This window comes from Amycolatopsis australiensis (assembly GCF_900119165.1).
Taxonomy (GTDB): domain Bacteria; phylum Actinomycetota; class Actinomycetes; order Mycobacteriales; family Pseudonocardiaceae; genus Amycolatopsis; species Amycolatopsis australiensis.
Genome location: NZ_FPJG01000001.1, coordinates 38,864 through 53,069, shown reverse-complemented (window position 1 = coordinate 53,069; position 14,206 = coordinate 38,864). Strand labels below are relative to the sequence as shown.

Here is a 14,206-nt window from a genome sequence, read left to right as displayed (position 1 = left end):
GGGTGGCCAGATGGCTACTTCTGCGGCGGGAACGTCACGGCGAAGAACTCGTCCACGCGTTCTGGTGGCATGCCGCCGTGGGACATGAGGGACTGGCGCAGGGACTTCTCGACCACGTCGGCGGGGATGTCCAGGTCGTCCTTGGCGTGCCGGACGATGGCCCCGAACAGGGCGGGAACCCGGCCGGGTGCCTGCTCGATGAACCAGCCCAGCGCGTGCCCGGCCTGGCGGGTCAGGCTGACGTGGCCGACCACCGACATCGTGTCGCGGAAGCGCTGCAGTTCCCACAGCACGCCCTGCTGGATCATCCAGGCCAGGTCGTTGACCGGGATCGCGGCGTCGGCATTGACCGCCGCGACCCAGCCCAGCTGCTCTGCCAGGTCGTTCGCGGCCTGCTCGTTGCGGAAGGGCCGGGACCAGCGTCGCCGGGCTGCGGGCTGTTCCCACAGCTCGCGCAGCAGCATGGTCGTTAACCGGGTCCACAGCCGCCGCAACGCCGGCGAGATCGAGCCTGAGGCGTTCTCGTCGGCGGTGTCGTTGCCGGCGAGGACGGCGGCGGCGTTGCCCGGGGCGCGGCGGCGTTGCTCGAGCCAGTCGGTCACGACCGGGCGGGACCATCGTTTGCGGCCGCCGTCGGTGACCTGGGGCTCGGGGATGTCGGCTTCGTCGCGGGCGATGTAGGCGCGCAGGGTCGCTGCGGCGATCCCGGCCTCAGCGGCGAACTCCTCCACCCCGAGCAGCGCGGACTCGGCCAGCTCGGGAGCGTTGAGCGTCACGACGCACTGCTCCAGGGCCAGGGCACCCGGACGGTCGGAGCGGTGCTGGGCCCAGCGGGCCAGGTCGTGGCGCCACTGCTGCGGGGGCACCGGCGGGCCGGGCGTGAATCCCACGATCTTGGCAACCGTGCCCCGCTCGGGCCGGCAGCTGTCGTCGAGCAGGTCGGCCGCCGTGATCACCGTGGGCCGTGACACCGGGCGGCGCATGTAGCTCTCGGTGGCCCAGTTCATCACCTGGCGGGGCCGGTACCAGGTGGTCCCGTCCCACCAGTAGCCGCCGAGGCGGGTCATCAGGGCCTTGTCGCCGAACCATTCGTCGTGGGCGCCGGCCCCGTCGTCGTCGCGATAGAGCAGGACCGACAGGCCATGCTCGGGGTGAAAGCGCAGCACCCACGCGAAGTCGTGGTTCTTCGGGTCGGTGGTGAAGGCTGCCCACTCCCCGGTGGCCGTGTCGCGGTCGCAGCGCCCCCACAGGCCGCCGCCCGCCCCGCGCCCCAGACCTTCAACCGCGTCCGGGTCCTCGATCGGGATGTGCCCGTCGTCCACGAACGGCAGGTTCGGCCACGGGTGATCCGTGCGCAACCCGTTGGCCACCGGTTCGTCGGTCCACGTCATTGCATCCACTCCCTACTCGGCAGCCATGACCATGCCACAGCAGTGCTGTATCCAAAGTACAGCACTGCTGTGGCGTATAGACCGGGCATCCAGGTTGCGGAGCTGGCAGATCCTCTCGACGAGCCGGGTTGAGGGCCGGGCTCGAGCCCAAGCTGAGTTCCGGGCGGAAATGGCGCGCCGAGTCGGGCTCCGCTCCGCGGCACGTCCACTGCGTGCGCTGCGGCGAGGTGGAGACGCTGGCACGACCCGCCGAGATGATCGACCGCTGACTCCGGGCACGTCAGCGGCGGGAGGACCTACCCCGCGCTTGTACGTGGCTCCGCGAGGTCTTCAGTTCATTCGACGTCCGTCATGGCGGAGCGTCGAGCGGCTACGCGACGGTAGTAGTCGGCGTCGTACTGGCGGCAGGCCGGCACGTAGCACACCCATGCCACCACCGGGAATACGAGTACTCCTATCGACACAGCCTTCAAGACGACTGTGATCCAGGCAGGGAAACCCTCGAGGATGCGGTGAAAGACGGCGGGCTGGGCCACCCGGGCCGCGGTGATCGATGTCAGGAGACTGGCCGCGGTTATCGCGATGCAGAGACTTCGAAGACTGCGGCTCGCCGGGCTGCGACGCCGTACGGCAGGCAGGTCGTAGAGCGCGGCGCGCCCCTCACTTTTCGTCATGCCGGTCATCGTTCCCGGCGTCGTCGTCTTCGTCCTGAACGTCGATGTAGCGCGCTCGGGTGTCACGAGTCCCCCGCGTCTCGACGTGCGAAGCCGCCGCTCGGCGCCACGCCGTCAAGCCAAGTGAAGGTGCCGCGCTCGATCCCGACCGCGCTATCAGGTCCTTGGCGACCGCACTGGCAATCCCGCCCTCGAAGAGCGTTCGCGCCGTTGAGCACCGTGGTTCGGGTGACGATCCGGGTGGTAACGCCGTTTCCACCCTGGTTTCGCGACCCGGCATGCCATCCTGTGCGCGCACACATTCCGAAGTACCGGGCCCGTCATGGCGGCCTGGGAAGCACACGGAGGTTCTTCATGGCATACGTCCATGTCATTGCCAACCAAAAGGGCGGCGTCGGCAAGACCACGGTCACCGTCAATCTGGCCGCCGTGGTCGCCGACACGATGGGCGGCACCCCTGACGACACGCCAGTCCTGGGAGTTTCGACCGACCCGCAGGCCTCGATGCTCGAGTGGGCAACCCGCGCAGGTGACGCGTTGCCCTTCGACTTCGAGCAGTGCAGCGACAACCCGGAGCTGCTGTCGAAGCTCAAGCGGATCAAGAAGTACACCCACATCTTCGTCGACACGCCGGGTTCGCTGGACAAGGAAGAGATCCTGCGGGTGGTCCTGGAGCAGGCCGACGACGTCATCATCCCCATCGAGCCTGAGCCACTTGCCTTCTCGCCGGCGGCCCGCTCGATCGAGAAGGTCATCAAGCCGTTCGGCAAGCCGTGGCGCGTCCTGATCAACAACTGGGATCCACGGGACGGCGAGGCCGACCTGGAGCAGACGAAGGGCTACGTCGCGGCGAAGCGCTTCCCGCGGTTCAACACCGTCATCCGGCACTACAAGCTGCACACGCGGGCCTCCGCCGAAGGCATGACCGTCGTGCAGTACCCGAAGAACCGCGTTGCGCTGGAGGCACGGCAGGACTTCTTCAAGCTCGCGCTGGAGGTGCTCGGCGGCAGCAGCGACGGAGTTCCGAAGCACGCGAGCGACGGTGGTAACGGCGTTTCCACCCCGGCCGGTGACCGCTGATGGGCAAGCGGATCAACCTCGCGGCGCTCGCTGAGGAAGACCTGGTCGAGGAGACCCGCGCCGGCACTCCTGAGGTTGCCGCGCCGTCGGCCCCCCAGCCGGCATCGACCGCGGCTATCGGCGCCGAAACGCCGGGGCGAAGGCTCACCGCTGCAGTCGCGACGGTGGCGGTCAACCCGCTGAACAAGCGTCCCGCTGGTGAAGACGACGAGATCGCCGCGCTGGCCGACACCATCATCGGCCACGGCGTGATCCAGCCCCTCGTCGTCTGCTCGGTCCAGGCCTTCCTCGCTGAATTCCCCGACCAAGCCGACCGGCTTGCCCGGAACGCCGAGTGGGTCACCCTCATCGGCAACCGGCGGCTGCTCGCCGTCCGCCGCGCCGGCGTCGACGAGATCGACATCATCGTCAACAACGACCAGGTCAACTCGATGTACGAGGTGATGCTGATCGAGAACGGTCAACGGCGGGACCTGCCGCCGCTGTATGAGGCCGAGGCGATGGAAGCCGTTCTCGCCAGGACCGGGATCTCTCAGCGAGAACTCGGCCGCAGGATCGGCAAGTCCCATGTCTACGTCGCTCAGCGCCTTGCGCTGCGCAAGCTCATTCCCGAACTGCGTGCGGCGCTGGAGCGGGGCGAGCTGAAGATCGAGCTGGCTCGCCAGTTCGGCGAGCTCTCGGAGTCGGAGCAACAGGAGATCGTCGCAGCCGGCCGGCCCTACCGCGCCGTGGCGCGTGGAAACGCCGTTACCACCCACGCGCGGCGCCGCAATATCCGCGCATCCACGCCGGCGATCGCCGCGCAATCCATCCGAGAGCGGTTCACCGCGGAAGAGCTTGCCGAGCTGATTCGCCTACTGACCGAGGCCGACCAGCCCGCTGAAGACGTGGCACAAGCAGGCTGATCCGAGTGCGCTGTCGCGGCGCACCGAGCCTCGGGCGGTGGAGTGGTAACGGCGTTTCCACCCCACCGCCCGAGGGACCTGCGGGCGGCGGCGGCCGCGATGGCGGGTCAGAAGCCCCGGGCCTGGCGCCGTCGACGGCCACCAGGCGTCGCGCACACGAGAATTCGCCATCGACGACCATGCCTGTCGGTCCATGTCGGGCGCCGGGCCGCTGCCGTCCCGTTGGTACACGTTCGAGGCTGTTGCGTCTGGCTTGGAAGTCGAGGCGCAGGAACGGGCGCCACGCTCACGCAGCGTCTACGTCACCGGAGTTCCGAGATCGCCGCTCCGTTGTTCCGGGTTGGGGCGCCCACGCGCGCTGCGCGCGTACGCGCGTAGGGCTGCACTTGTCAAGTTTCTGCCGTGTTCCGAGTTCCGTGTTCCTAGATCACTGAACGTGACAGACGGTAAGACGTTTGCATCTGAGTAAACCGCCCACGCCATCTCGTGGACACGTGTCTCCCGGCCACCAGTTGGGCCGGAAAGCGGCTGAGAGCGCCCAGGAGCGGGCGAAGTGGCCTGCCTTGGACTTGGGGGAAGTCTGGCCGCTTTGAAGGCCTCTGGCGCTCAGTGAGCCCGATCTTCCTGTTCCGATTCCCGGCTGAAGCGCCGACGAGCAGGCGCTGCGCCGTTCGTAACCGTGTTATGGCCACTCGCTCCGGCCGCGCGGCGGTAAGCCCGGCGATGTCACCAGGCTCCGCTCCCGACGCGAATTCGTGTGGGCCAGTGAAACCTCCAGAGGACTTCGGCGGGCGCCGATCTGGCGGGTTGGCGGGCGCCGATCTGGCGGGTTGGCGGGCGCTGATCTGGCGGGTTGGCGGGCGCTGATCTGGCGGGTTGGCGGGCGCTGATCTGGCGGGTTGGCGGGCGCCGGTCTGCGGGGTCGGCGGGCGCCGATCTGGCGGGTTGGCGGGTGCGTCGGCGGGCGCCGATCTGGCGGGTTGGCGGGCGCCGGTCGGCGGGTTCGGCGGGCGCCGGTCGGCTGGTTCGGCGGGTGCTGATCTGGCGGGTTGGCGGGCGCCGGTCGGCGGGTTCGGCGGGCGCCGATCTGGCGGGTTGGCGGGCGCTGATCTGGCGGGTTGGCGGGCGCCGGTCGGCGGGTTCGGCGGGCGCCGATCTGGCGGGTTGGCGGGTGCGTCGGCGGGCGCTGATCTGGCGGGTTCGGCGGGCGCCGGTCGGCTGGTTCGGCGGGTGCTGATCTGGCGGGTTGGCGGGTGCGTCGGCGGGCGCTGATCTGGCGGGTTCGGCGGGCGCCGGTCGGCTGGTTCGGCGGGTGCTGATCTGGCGGGTTGGCGGGCGCCGGTCGGCGGGTTCGGCGGGCGCCGATCTGGCGGGTTCGGCGGGCGCCGGTCGGCTGGTTCGGCGGGCGCTGACCTGGCGGGTTGGCGGACGCGTCGGCGGGCGCCTGGCCGTCGATGCTCAGCAGTCAATTGGCGGCTTCATCGCCGGCGTCGTCGACCGGATTCCGACTTCGGTCGAGCTTGATGCTCGCGGCGACCGAACCGCCAGGCCCTCGCCCGGCTCGGCATCGTCCTGGCCCGGTTGCTGTCCGGCGCCGGCGCGAGCTGCGCGCGAGGCGGCTGTGGTCAGATTCTCGCGTATACGGCGGTGGCGTCGTCCGACTTCTTGTTACGGCGGTACTTTTCGCCGAGCGGGTCGTCTTCTTCGACTTCTCGCACTCGCTTGATGAGCTGATGCGGGCCGGAGCTGGCCAACAGCTCGATGACCTCGTCCCAAGAGGCGAGCTTGAAGTCTTTGACTAGTCGGGCGGCTCCGTCGCTGAGGACTGCGATCTGGGTGATCGTTGCGATATCGAGTTGGCCGACGAGAGCGTGCTCGACGGCGGCCGGGTTCGCTGCGGCGATCCAGTAGCCGCCTTCCTGGTTCTGCGCGGCAAGCTCGGCTTCCTTCATCCTCACCAGTGCGGCAGCCTTTTCTGGCTCGCCTATGAGGTACCGATCGGCCTCGGCTCGCTCAGCCCGCGCGGTGGCGCTGACGCGCTCGTCGCTGACCACTTCCACATCAGCGTCGGTTTTCAGGACTATCGAGACATCGCCGAGAGCGATGTACCGCAGGATGTTGCCGTCTTGGCGGACGATGGCTGCGCCTGCGGATGGTGCGCCAGGACGCTTGAGGTCGCACTGCGGATGAAGCTTCGCGACCTCGACGATGGCGTTGGCAAGCACTTGCGAGAGCGTCAGGTTTCGATCGGCCGCACTGGCGATGATGGCGGCTCCGAGCTTGCGGGTGTACCACGCGGGACCGTGGTGACAGCCAGTTTCGGTGCGCACGGTGGCGCCGTCGAGCACCACGATCAGGTCTGGAGTTGCGGCTAGCCAGTCCTCGTTCTCCGATGCCCCGCCGGGAACAGTGGTTCCGCTGAAGAACATGCTCGCAGGTTCCCTTACTTGTCGGTGTAGATCGGCGCGGCGAGTTCGGACGTCTCGATCTGGCGAGTGTCAGGGTCAAACGTGCATTTCACCAGCGTGGACCAGCGCTTTGTCTTCACCTGCTGATAGAGCTCGGCAGTATGGCCGGCCAGGTAGTGCGCGACACCGAGCGTGCCCATTGCGTGGATGCCCGCGAAGTACAGGAACGTCCCCTTGCCATCGGGGCGAGGAAGCCGGCCGATGTAGCCGTAGTCCGCCGGCTCGCCGTCGTCGATGGGTGAGCGGAGCCTGGCCCCGGTCGTCTTGTCCTGGAGATACCAGCCCTTGCTGCTCTGACCAAAGCCGAGGTGCTCGTCGGCGTCGAGGACCTGCCCGACGATGGGGAGCAGGCGGGGGCTGGTGATCACGACGAGATTGGGACGATTGAGCTGGACAAGGCCAGGGGGCGGAACGACCTGGTAGGTGGCCTTGAGCCCGTAGTCGCCGGCCACGTCGGCGAGCAGGTGAAACGCGGCTAGTGCCTGCTCAGACAGCACGGCCGACGGTTCGACGTTGGGACCGCCGGTGCCGCCAGGGCGAAACTCCGACTTGGCGCCGATTGCGACGGTGAGTGCACCGGTGCCGAACAGTGCTCGCTCGGGCTTTGGGCCAGAGGTGAGCAGCTGATCGACACGAGAACGCGTCATGCCGAGCATCTTGGCCAGCTCGTTGGGTGTTTTTCCCTCGCCGATGAGCTCGCCAAGAGCTTCCCTGCGGACGCGGCTGTACTCGTTGACCCACTCCTGGTGGAGGCCCAGCGCTTCGATCGCCTGCTTCGCCCGCATCTCGGCAGGCTCGGTCGCAAGCCGGTCTAAGTCGGCTTTGACCAGGTCCTTCAGTTCTTCCATCAAGCGATCCGTCCTAGGCCGAGAGGGTCGATCAAGAGCGAATTCTTTCAGGGGGTCTTGACACCTTCAAGGGGGGCTATCTACTTTGATCTCTACAACCCCCCCTTGCGAGCCGAAGGGGGCTTGCAATCTCAGATTACAAGCCCCCCTTTACGCCCCGAGGGGGCTTGTGAAGCTTGAGAACTCCAGAGCGAGATCCGCAGACGCCCGGCCTGGGTGCGAGCGGATGGGAACCGGCCCCGGTCGCGCGAGAGCAGCTATGGGGCGCGAGACGCGGCACCTGTCATGCCCACCGCCAGCACCGGAAGGTGTCAAGGGCGGCCACCCCTGCCGGGGTTGGGTAGCGGCCGCGGATCGTGCTCTGCGCGACTCCCTAAGGGCCGGATACAAGCCTCGGTGCCGACGTCGGCGGCCCGGCCGCGCAAGCGGCTGCGACGTCTGGCACCCACCATGCGGTCCTGCTCGCGAGCTCGTAGCCGCGAGTTGAGAGGACCGGGCGACACCGTTCGGTGTTAGCCGATCGCCACCAGCGTCTCGCTTCGCGCGGGGTGGCTGGTGGCTGGTCGAGGGACACCGAACCCTGCTCCACCTGACGCTGTACCGCTCACCCCGAGAAATGCGCGTGGGGCCCCGCCCTGGCCGGCGGGGCCCCACGTCAACCACTTCTGCACACGAGGAGGACACCCTCGATGCCGATCCACGATATCGCCCGCGACCCGGTCTGGGCGGACGCCACGTTCGCCACCGACTGCTGGGACGACCCGGCTGCCCCGCCGGTCAGCACCGCCGGCTTCATCGCCTCGCTCGACTTCGAGCCGGGCCTGCTGACCGACACGCTGCACCCGTTCGACGGGATCGCCGACCCGCAGCTGCTGGCGGACATGGCCGCCGAGGCCGAGGCCGAGGTCGCCGCCCTGCTCGGCGTGCCCGCCGAGCCACCCGACGCGGAGGTCCTCGGCGCCGGCAGGTTCCTCGAGCGCCCGGAGGTGACCTCGTGGGCCGCGTGACCTCCACCATCCACACCCCTGGCGAGGGCTACCACTTCGACCGCCGGGTCATCCGCTGGTCCTGGCGCGAGCTGGCCGCCTGCGCCACCACCCTCGACCGTGACCAGGCCGAAGGCTTCTTCCCGCTGGCGAACAACCTGGCGGTCGAAGCCCGCGCCAAGCAGGTCTGCACCCGCTGCCCGGTCCGCGGCGAGTGCCTCGCCGATGCCCTGCTCGGCAGGCACACCTACGAGATCGGCGTCCGCGGCGGCCTGAGCGCCACGGAGCGGGCCGAGCTGACCGACGAGCAGCGGGAGGCGCTGATCGCGCCGTACGCCACCGCCGCCCCCGGCAGCGAGGAGTAGCCGCCATGCCCACCACCACCAGCAGCACCACGGCGGCGACGTCGCGCAAGGAGACCTTGCGCGACGTGCACGGCCGGCCGATCACCCAGCCCGCCGAACCGGCGATCCTCGGACGGCGGCGGCCCCGATGACCGCCGCCCCGACCAACCCCGCCGCGGGCGTCACCGAATTCTGGTCCCCCATCCCGGTCGTCGAACCCGAACCGAGCTCGGCCCGGCTCGACGCCGCGGACTCCGGTTTCGTGTTCGACAGCAGCGTCGCGGACCGCCGGGCGCGACGCGTGTTCGCCGTGATCATCGCCGCGATGCTGATCGCGGTGATCGTCTTCGCTCTCACCTGAATCGGGAGAACCTGCTCATGTCCTGGATCACCATGCCGGTCACCACGTTGACCGCCGCGCCGGTCGCCACGACCGCCGTGAACATGCTCCGCCCGCGCCTGGCCCGCAACCCGCTGCGCACCGCCGCCGTCGTCGTGGCGGCCGCGGTGGCCGCCACCCGGCTCGGGTTCCCGCTCGCCGGCCTCGACGTCGACGGCCTGCTTCCCGCCATCACCAACCAGGTCCTCACCGCCGCCGCGGTGCTGGTCTCCGTGGCCTGGCTGACCAGCGTGGCCGTCCGCAGCTACCGGACCGGCCGCGGACGTGCGGCGCGACGGCCCGCCCACCGCATCGGCACCGTGTACCGCAGCGACGACGAGTTCGTCGCCGACCTCGGCGAGGTGCGGAGCCGATGAGCACGCGCACCGTCCACCCCAGCCTCGCAGTCCTGCATCACGACGCGGTCGTCCGCGGCGAAGCCCTGCAGGCGCTGGTCGTCTGCTGCCGTATCAACGACCCGCACGACCCCAGGATCTCGGACCTGGACGACCAGAGCGTCACCGCCTGGGACGTCATCGCCAATCTGGACACCGCCCTGCACGCGTCCTAACAGGACAGACACCACCCGGCGCGCCTTGTGTGCGCCCCGAAAGCTGGTGCTCCGGCACCGGGGGAGCACTCACATGAGGTCTCGGCCCCTACCTCTCCTGGGGTGCGCGACCAAACCCCCGCGTGTGAGTGCTGCCCAGGCCACCGGATCCGACCCCGCCCGGGGCGCCGCCACCACCCGCACCGGGCGGCACGGCAAGATGCCCCGCGTACGACCCGATTGGAGGACCCCACGATGGCCGATGCCCGCAACCTCGACCCGGCGGTGGACCTGGAGCTGGCAGCGTTCACCCGGCAGCTGCACTCCGGTCTGTTCGTGCCCGAGGCGGAGCAGGCCACCGCGCCCATCGACGTCGTCGACCGCCGCCCCGCCCCACCGACCCCGACCGCGCCAACCCTGGCCCCGCCGTCCCCGCCGGCCGCGGTTGCGGGCTCGGCCGCGGCGCAACCGCTCACCGAGCACCCCGCACCCCCGAACCAGAAGCCGCGCACCGCCGACGAGCGCGCCGAGCCTTGGAAGCGCCCGCCCGCGCCGAAGCTTCCGCAGCCGACGGGCCCGTCCGGCTGGCAGCGCGCCGGGCACGCCCTGGCCGACTGGATCGAGCTGCGCACCCAGCGCACCCGCACCCGCCGGGCCACGCCCGCCGAGGACAGCGACATCACCGTCGGCGCGCTGATCGTGGTCTCGGTCGTGACGCTCGTGGTCTGCGCGCTGGCGTTCGCGCTGTCGTTCTCGATGATGCTGGCCGCCGCCCGGCTGTATGGCTGGAACGACAACCTGGCGAAGCTGTTCCCGATCCTGATCGACGTCGGCGCGATCGGCGGCACCTTCATGGGCGCCATCAGCGCCAACCGCACCTACGTCCACGTCGGACGGTCGGTGCTGACCTTGACCTTGGCCGCGAGCGTGCTGTTCAACCTGGTCGGTCACGACGTGCGGGGCGGCACGCTGATCGCCCTGCCGGAGAGGTGGAAGTGGACCGGCACGGTCGCGGCCGTGTTCATCCCCATCGTGCTGGCCTACTTCGTGCACGCCTTCTCCAAGGCGCTCAAGGCGTACATGGACCAGCGGCGGGCGCAGAAGGCTGCCGCGGAAGCGGCCGCGACGGCCAAGGCCCGCCGTGCCGAGGCTGAGCGAGCCCAGCAGCGGCAGCTGCCGGTGGCGCCGGTCGCCGACCGCGTCACCGCCCCGGTCGCGGCGATGCCGCCGGCGCGCGTGGTTGAGCAGCCGAAGCCGCCGGCACCCGCGCCGGTCGCGGTGCCCCAGCAGCGCCCGGCCGCCCGGCCCGTCCCGCCGAAGGCGGCCCCTGCGAAGGCCGCCGCCCCGCGGAAGGCGGAGGCGGCGAAGTCCGAGGCGGCGCCGGCGGCGTCGGCTCCGGCGAAGCCGGCGTCGAAGGCCAAGCCGGGCAAGCTGGATGCCGACACCGCCTACGCCTGGTCCCGCCGCAACGGTCACCCCGGGCCCACGGTGGTGCTGAAGCACTTCGAGCAGCAGGGCTTCGAGGTGCCGGCGCTCTCGACGCTGCGGTCGTGGATCAACTCCCGCCGCGACACCGAGGCCGGGAGTACCACCCAGTCCTGATCCGCCCGTACCTCAGACGGCCCCGAACCTGACGCAACACCTTGGGTTCGGGGCCGTCTGGTGAGTCGGACGGCTCACCAACCCCGAATTTTCCGCGTGGCACCCCTTGGTGAGGGGTGCCCGTTTCTTAGTGCTGCCCAACGAAAGGAGCGTCAGTCATGGCTTGGGTTGTCTTGTTGTTCACCGTGGCGCTGTGGTTCATCTTGAAGAAGAAGACCAACGCGCTGAAGAAGTGGTACGTCGTCTCGTTGTTGTTCGCCATCTTCAGCGTCTCGCTGGCCCAGACCATCGTCGGCGGCTGGCTGGTCGCGGGGCTGCGCAAGCTGATCGGGCTGACCCACCTGCCGGTCGGCGCGCTGGCCGGGGCGCTGGTGCTGCTGGCGCTAATCGTGCTGGTCGCCGACATCTGGAAAGACCGCAAGGCCGACCGGCTGGCCCAGGTCGCCATCCTGCTGCTGCCGATCCTGTTCGTCCTCGCCGCCGGGCCGATCGCCCCGACCGGGCGGAACCTCACCGACTCCTTCGCCAACATCTCGGCCAACGGCCTGGCCTTCCTGACCGGGGCGTGAGCCGGTGTCGACGGTCAAGCAGCGCCGCACCGATCGCGTGCAGAAGTGGCAGGCCCGCTACTGGGCACGGGTGCAGCGTGCCGAGTCCGACGGCGACCCCCGCGCGAAGTTCGACGCCGCGGTCGACCTGCTGCGCACCGCCTTGAACAACACCACCCGCGAACGCCGCGACCTCGTCCTCGCGCAGCTGACCGCCACCGTCGCCACCGAGGCCGAAGCGATCTTGCAGCGCTACATCGTGGAAAGGAAACCGACATGACCGCCCCGCATCAGCCCTCCACCGGTGGCCCGCCGGCTCCTCGTGACGTGTGGTCGCTGCTGACCGCCCAGTTCATCCCGCCCTCCTTCTGGACCGACTCCCGGCCCCCGCTGAAGGCCACCAAGGAGTGGGCGGTCTCCGGCGAGCACCTGCCGCCGGAGGACCTGTCCCGGCACGGCTCGCACGCCTGGGCGTGGGTGGCGATCGGGCTGCGCGCCGTGGCGCTGCACGCGGACTGGGTGTTCGAGCGCGGCTCCCGCACCACCGCGGCGCTGATGCTGCTGATGGTGCTCAACCAGGTCCTGCCGTTCCCGCAGCTGCTGCACGCCGCCGGCGACGTCGCCGGCTGGCTGCAGTTCACCTGACCCCCTGATCGCACGACGCAGAGAGATCGGTCCACGAGAGAAAGTGAAGGAGGCGTGCTGTGCTGCTGTTGTTCTGCCTGCTGATCGGCTACGGCGTCATCAGGCTCTGGGAAGACACCACCGCCCGGTGGCGCAACGAAACCCCGCCGCGGCATGAACACCGGATGGAGCGGATGCGCCAGCGCGCCGCCGCGGGCGCTCCGCCCCCGGCCTCGGGCCTGCGCCGCTACGTCGCGGGGCTGGCCGACGACGTCTGGTCCTCGGCGCACGAGAAGCGGCAGCTGATGGACGATGCCCGCCGGATCAAGCGGGAGGAGAAGGCCAAGCGGAAAGCGGCCAAGATCATCGCTCGGCAGCGGGCGAAGACCGATAAGGCGCTCGGGTTCTCCGCCGCTGTCCCCAACGACACCGCCACCCCGGCCGACACCGCTGCACCCGCGGCCGAGCCCCTGCCGCCCGCGGCCACCGCCGCGGGCACACCCGTCTCCCCCGCCGGGACACCGTCGGCCGACGCCGCGAACGACGTCCCTGCGGCGGGCGACCCCGCTCCGGCGGCCGCCGGGCGGGCGGAGGAACCGGCGCCGATCGGGTTCTTCGCTGCGGTGCCGCAGGCCGACAGCGGCACTCCGCCGCCGCAACGCAGCCCGCTGCCGCAGCGGACCCCGCGCACCACCCCGCCGGAGGCGTGGACGTCGCCGGGCACCCACCGCAGCGGGGCACCGGCATCGCCGGGAACCGCGACCCGGGCCAGGGCCCGGGAACTGGCACCGGACGTCGCCGCGCGGGCGGAGTCCCCGGAGGTGGCCGCGGCCACCTCCGGCGCGCCGTACCCGATGACTGCGGAACAGTCGGAGATCTACCACCGGGCCATGGCCGGTGTCACCGGCCCCGGCATAGGCCGGGTCACCATGCAGGAGCTGAACACGCTGCCGCTCACTGCCCGGGCGGACCTGCTCGACATCGTCCGCCGCACCCCGGGGGCGGGCCTGACCGTGGTGCCCGGCCTGGAGGACGTCGACGCGCTGGCGGTGCTGGCTCGCCGTCACGGTGACCAGCTCGACATCGCCGACATCTACCGCCATTACGAGGACGCCTCCCCCCAGGTCCAGGCGCTCGTCGAGCAGGAGATGCAGGCTGCAGCCCGTTCCGGCGCGGGCACGATGCCGGCCGCCCCGACGACGTCGGCCAGCGGCGAGCCCGCCCAGCCCACCGACCACGGCTCCGCGTCCAGCGCGGACCCGGAACCCGGCACCGGAAAGGAGAACAACGACCTCGCAGCCGCCGCGCCGGAGCCCTCGGCTCCGGCCGAATCCAGCAACGTCATTCCCTTCCCGTCAGTGAACCCCCACGCCGCGCAGTTCGCGGCAGGCAAGGAGTACCCCATCGTGAACGGTGAGATCACCGGCCTGGACCAGGCCATCCAGTACGCCGGCGACCTGGTCGACTACTGCACCCGCGCCCACGACGGCATCGTCGCCGCCGCCCCGGACCCCGATGCGCTCGCCCAGTCCTGCGAGCAGGCCAACGCCGACCTCGACCGCGGAGGTGTCCGCGGCGAGACCCTCACCTCGGTCGCCGAGGTGCAGGAAAGCGTCGTGGCCGCCGCCCGGGCGGTCAACGAGGCGCTGGCCCAGTGGGAAGCCGCCCAGGCCGCCGCGCAGAAGCTGCACACCGGTCTGAGCCAGCAGACCTCGGTGCAGGAGGCCTACGCGGCCACCCCCGACGCCGGCAGCCGCGAGTTCGTCACCAACGGCGTCTAACCAGCACCGGCGCTGTTCCGGCACCC

The 14,206-nt window shown here is 70.3% G+C and carries 17 protein-coding genes; 13 read left to right on the top strand and 4 right to left on the bottom strand.

What is annotated here, in order from left to right; translation table 11 throughout:
* Positions 1–14: 14 nt before the first annotated feature.
* Both BT341_RS45070 and BT341_RS00300 read right to left on the bottom strand, forming a co-directional pair.
* The gene (locus BT341_RS45070; protein ID WP_072474344.1) at positions 15–1,391 is read right to left on the bottom strand and encodes a hypothetical protein; all 1,377 of its coding nucleotides are present in this window, start codon (positions 1,389–1,391) and stop codon (positions 15–17) included.
* Between the two features lie 335 nt (positions 1,392–1,726).
* Positions 1,727–2,065, bottom strand: a complete 339-nt coding sequence (locus BT341_RS00300; protein ID WP_143168415.1) for a hypothetical protein — start codon at positions 2,063–2,065, stop codon at positions 1,727–1,729.
* 228 nt (positions 2,066–2,293) lie between these two features.
* On the opposite strand from BT341_RS00300, the gene BT341_RS00295 reads away from it, so the two are divergent.
* Both BT341_RS00295 and BT341_RS00290 read left to right on the top strand, forming a co-directional pair.
* Positions 2,294–3,145 (top strand): ParA family protein, encoded by an 852-nt coding sequence (locus BT341_RS00295; protein ID WP_245804854.1) that lies wholly within the window; start codon positions 2,294–2,296, stop codon positions 3,143–3,145.
* Entirely contained in the window at positions 3,145–4,050 is a 906-nt protein-coding gene (locus BT341_RS00290) for a ParB/RepB/Spo0J family partition protein (RefSeq protein WP_072474341.1), read from the top strand. Before BT341_RS00295 ends, BT341_RS00290 begins: the two co-directional genes overlap by 1 nt.
* Positions 4,051–5,675: 1,625 nt before the next feature.
* On the opposite strand, the gene BT341_RS00285 is transcribed toward BT341_RS00290, so the two are convergent.
* Both BT341_RS00285 and BT341_RS00280 read right to left on the bottom strand, forming a co-directional pair.
* Complete coding sequence (locus BT341_RS00285; protein ID WP_072474340.1) at positions 5,676–6,479, bottom strand: protein phosphatase 2C domain-containing protein; 804 nt, start codon at positions 6,477–6,479, stop codon at positions 5,676–5,678.
* A 14-nt stretch (positions 6,480–6,493) separates the two neighbouring features.
* Positions 6,494–7,366, bottom strand: coding sequence for a sigma-70 RNA polymerase sigma factor region 4 domain-containing protein (locus tag BT341_RS00280; RefSeq protein WP_072474339.1), 873 nt, complete (start codon positions 7,364–7,366; stop codon positions 6,494–6,496).
* 689 nt (positions 7,367–8,055) lie between these two features.
* Here BT341_RS00280 and BT341_RS46230 point away from each other — a divergent pair.
* From BT341_RS46230 to BT341_RS00230, 11 genes are all read left to right on the top strand, one after another.
* Positions 8,056–8,373, top strand: coding sequence for a hypothetical protein (locus BT341_RS46230; protein ID WP_072474338.1), 318 nt, complete (start codon positions 8,056–8,058; stop codon positions 8,371–8,373).
* Complete coding sequence (locus BT341_RS46225; RefSeq protein WP_281255958.1) at positions 8,370–8,717, top strand: WhiB family transcriptional regulator; 348 nt, start codon at positions 8,370–8,372, stop codon at positions 8,715–8,717. Before BT341_RS46230 ends, BT341_RS46225 begins: the two co-directional genes overlap by 4 nt.
* Before the next feature lie 5 nt (positions 8,718–8,722).
* Positions 8,723–8,848, top strand: a complete 126-nt coding sequence (locus BT341_RS47235; RefSeq protein WP_281255957.1) for a hypothetical protein — start codon at positions 8,723–8,725, stop codon at positions 8,846–8,848.
* Entirely contained in the window at positions 8,845–9,057 is a 213-nt protein-coding gene (locus tag BT341_RS00265; protein WP_072474336.1) for a hypothetical protein, read from the top strand. Before BT341_RS47235 ends, BT341_RS00265 begins: the two co-directional genes overlap by 4 nt.
* Positions 9,058–9,074: 17 nt before the next feature.
* Entirely contained in the window at positions 9,075–9,452 is a 378-nt protein-coding gene (locus BT341_RS00260; RefSeq protein WP_072474335.1) for a hypothetical protein, read from the top strand.
* Positions 9,449–9,646 (top strand): hypothetical protein, encoded by a 198-nt coding sequence (locus tag BT341_RS00255; protein WP_072474334.1) that lies wholly within the window; start codon positions 9,449–9,451, stop codon positions 9,644–9,646. Before BT341_RS00260 ends, BT341_RS00255 begins: the two co-directional genes overlap by 4 nt.
* A 234-nt stretch (positions 9,647–9,880) precedes the next feature.
* The gene (locus BT341_RS00250; protein ID WP_072474333.1) at positions 9,881–11,227 is read left to right on the top strand and encodes a hypothetical protein; all 1,347 of its coding nucleotides are present in this window, start codon (positions 9,881–9,883) and stop codon (positions 11,225–11,227) included.
* Positions 11,228–11,385: 158 nt separating this feature from the next.
* Entirely contained in the window at positions 11,386–11,796 is a 411-nt protein-coding gene (locus BT341_RS00245) for a hypothetical protein (protein ID WP_143168414.1), read from the top strand.
* A 4-nt stretch (positions 11,797–11,800) separates the two neighbouring features.
* Positions 11,801–12,055, top strand: coding sequence for a hypothetical protein (locus tag BT341_RS00240; protein ID WP_072474331.1), 255 nt, complete (start codon positions 11,801–11,803; stop codon positions 12,053–12,055).
* Positions 12,052–12,420 carry a hypothetical protein gene (locus BT341_RS00235; protein ID WP_143168413.1) on the top strand — a complete coding sequence of 123 codons (369 nt, stop codon included), beginning with the start codon at positions 12,052–12,054 and terminating at the stop codon, positions 12,418–12,420. Before BT341_RS00240 ends, BT341_RS00235 begins: the two co-directional genes overlap by 4 nt.
* Positions 12,421–12,479: 59 nt before the next feature.
* Entirely contained in the window at positions 12,480–14,180 is a 1,701-nt protein-coding gene (locus BT341_RS00230; protein WP_072474329.1) for a hypothetical protein, read from the top strand.
* Positions 14,181–14,206 lie beyond the last annotated feature (26 nt).

Coding starts and splice junctions, on each gene's coding strand:
- BT341_RS45070 (WP_072474344.1), bottom strand. CDS start 1,391: ATGACGTGGACCGACGAACCGGTGGCCAACGGGTTGCGCACGGATCAC.
- BT341_RS00300 (WP_143168415.1), bottom strand. CDS start 2,065: ATGACGAAAAGTGAGGGGCGCGCCGCGCTCTACGACCTGCCTGCCGTA.
- BT341_RS00290 (WP_072474341.1), top strand. CDS start 3,145: ATGGGCAAGCGGATCAACCTCGCGGCGCTCGCTGAGGAAGACCTGGTC.
- BT341_RS00285 (WP_072474340.1), bottom strand. CDS start 6,479: ATGTTCTTCAGCGGAACCACTGTTCCCGGCGGGGCATCGGAGAACGAG.
- BT341_RS00280 (WP_072474339.1), bottom strand. CDS start 7,366: ATGGAAGAACTGAAGGACCTGGTCAAAGCCGACTTAGACCGGCTTGCG.
- BT341_RS46230 (WP_072474338.1), top strand. CDS start 8,056: ATGCCGATCCACGATATCGCCCGCGACCCGGTCTGGGCGGACGCCACG.
- BT341_RS47235 (WP_281255957.1), top strand. CDS start 8,723: ATGCCCACCACCACCAGCAGCACCACGGCGGCGACGTCGCGCAAGGAG.
- BT341_RS00265 (WP_072474336.1), top strand. CDS start 8,845: ATGACCGCCGCCCCGACCAACCCCGCCGCGGGCGTCACCGAATTCTGG.
- BT341_RS00260 (WP_072474335.1), top strand. CDS start 9,075: ATGTCCTGGATCACCATGCCGGTCACCACGTTGACCGCCGCGCCGGTC.
- BT341_RS00255 (WP_072474334.1), top strand. CDS start 9,449: ATGAGCACGCGCACCGTCCACCCCAGCCTCGCAGTCCTGCATCACGAC.
- BT341_RS00250 (WP_072474333.1), top strand. CDS start 9,881: ATGGCCGATGCCCGCAACCTCGACCCGGCGGTGGACCTGGAGCTGGCA.
- BT341_RS00245 (WP_143168414.1), top strand. CDS start 11,386: ATGGCTTGGGTTGTCTTGTTGTTCACCGTGGCGCTGTGGTTCATCTTG.
- BT341_RS00235 (WP_143168413.1), top strand. CDS start 12,052: ATGACCGCCCCGCATCAGCCCTCCACCGGTGGCCCGCCGGCTCCTCGT.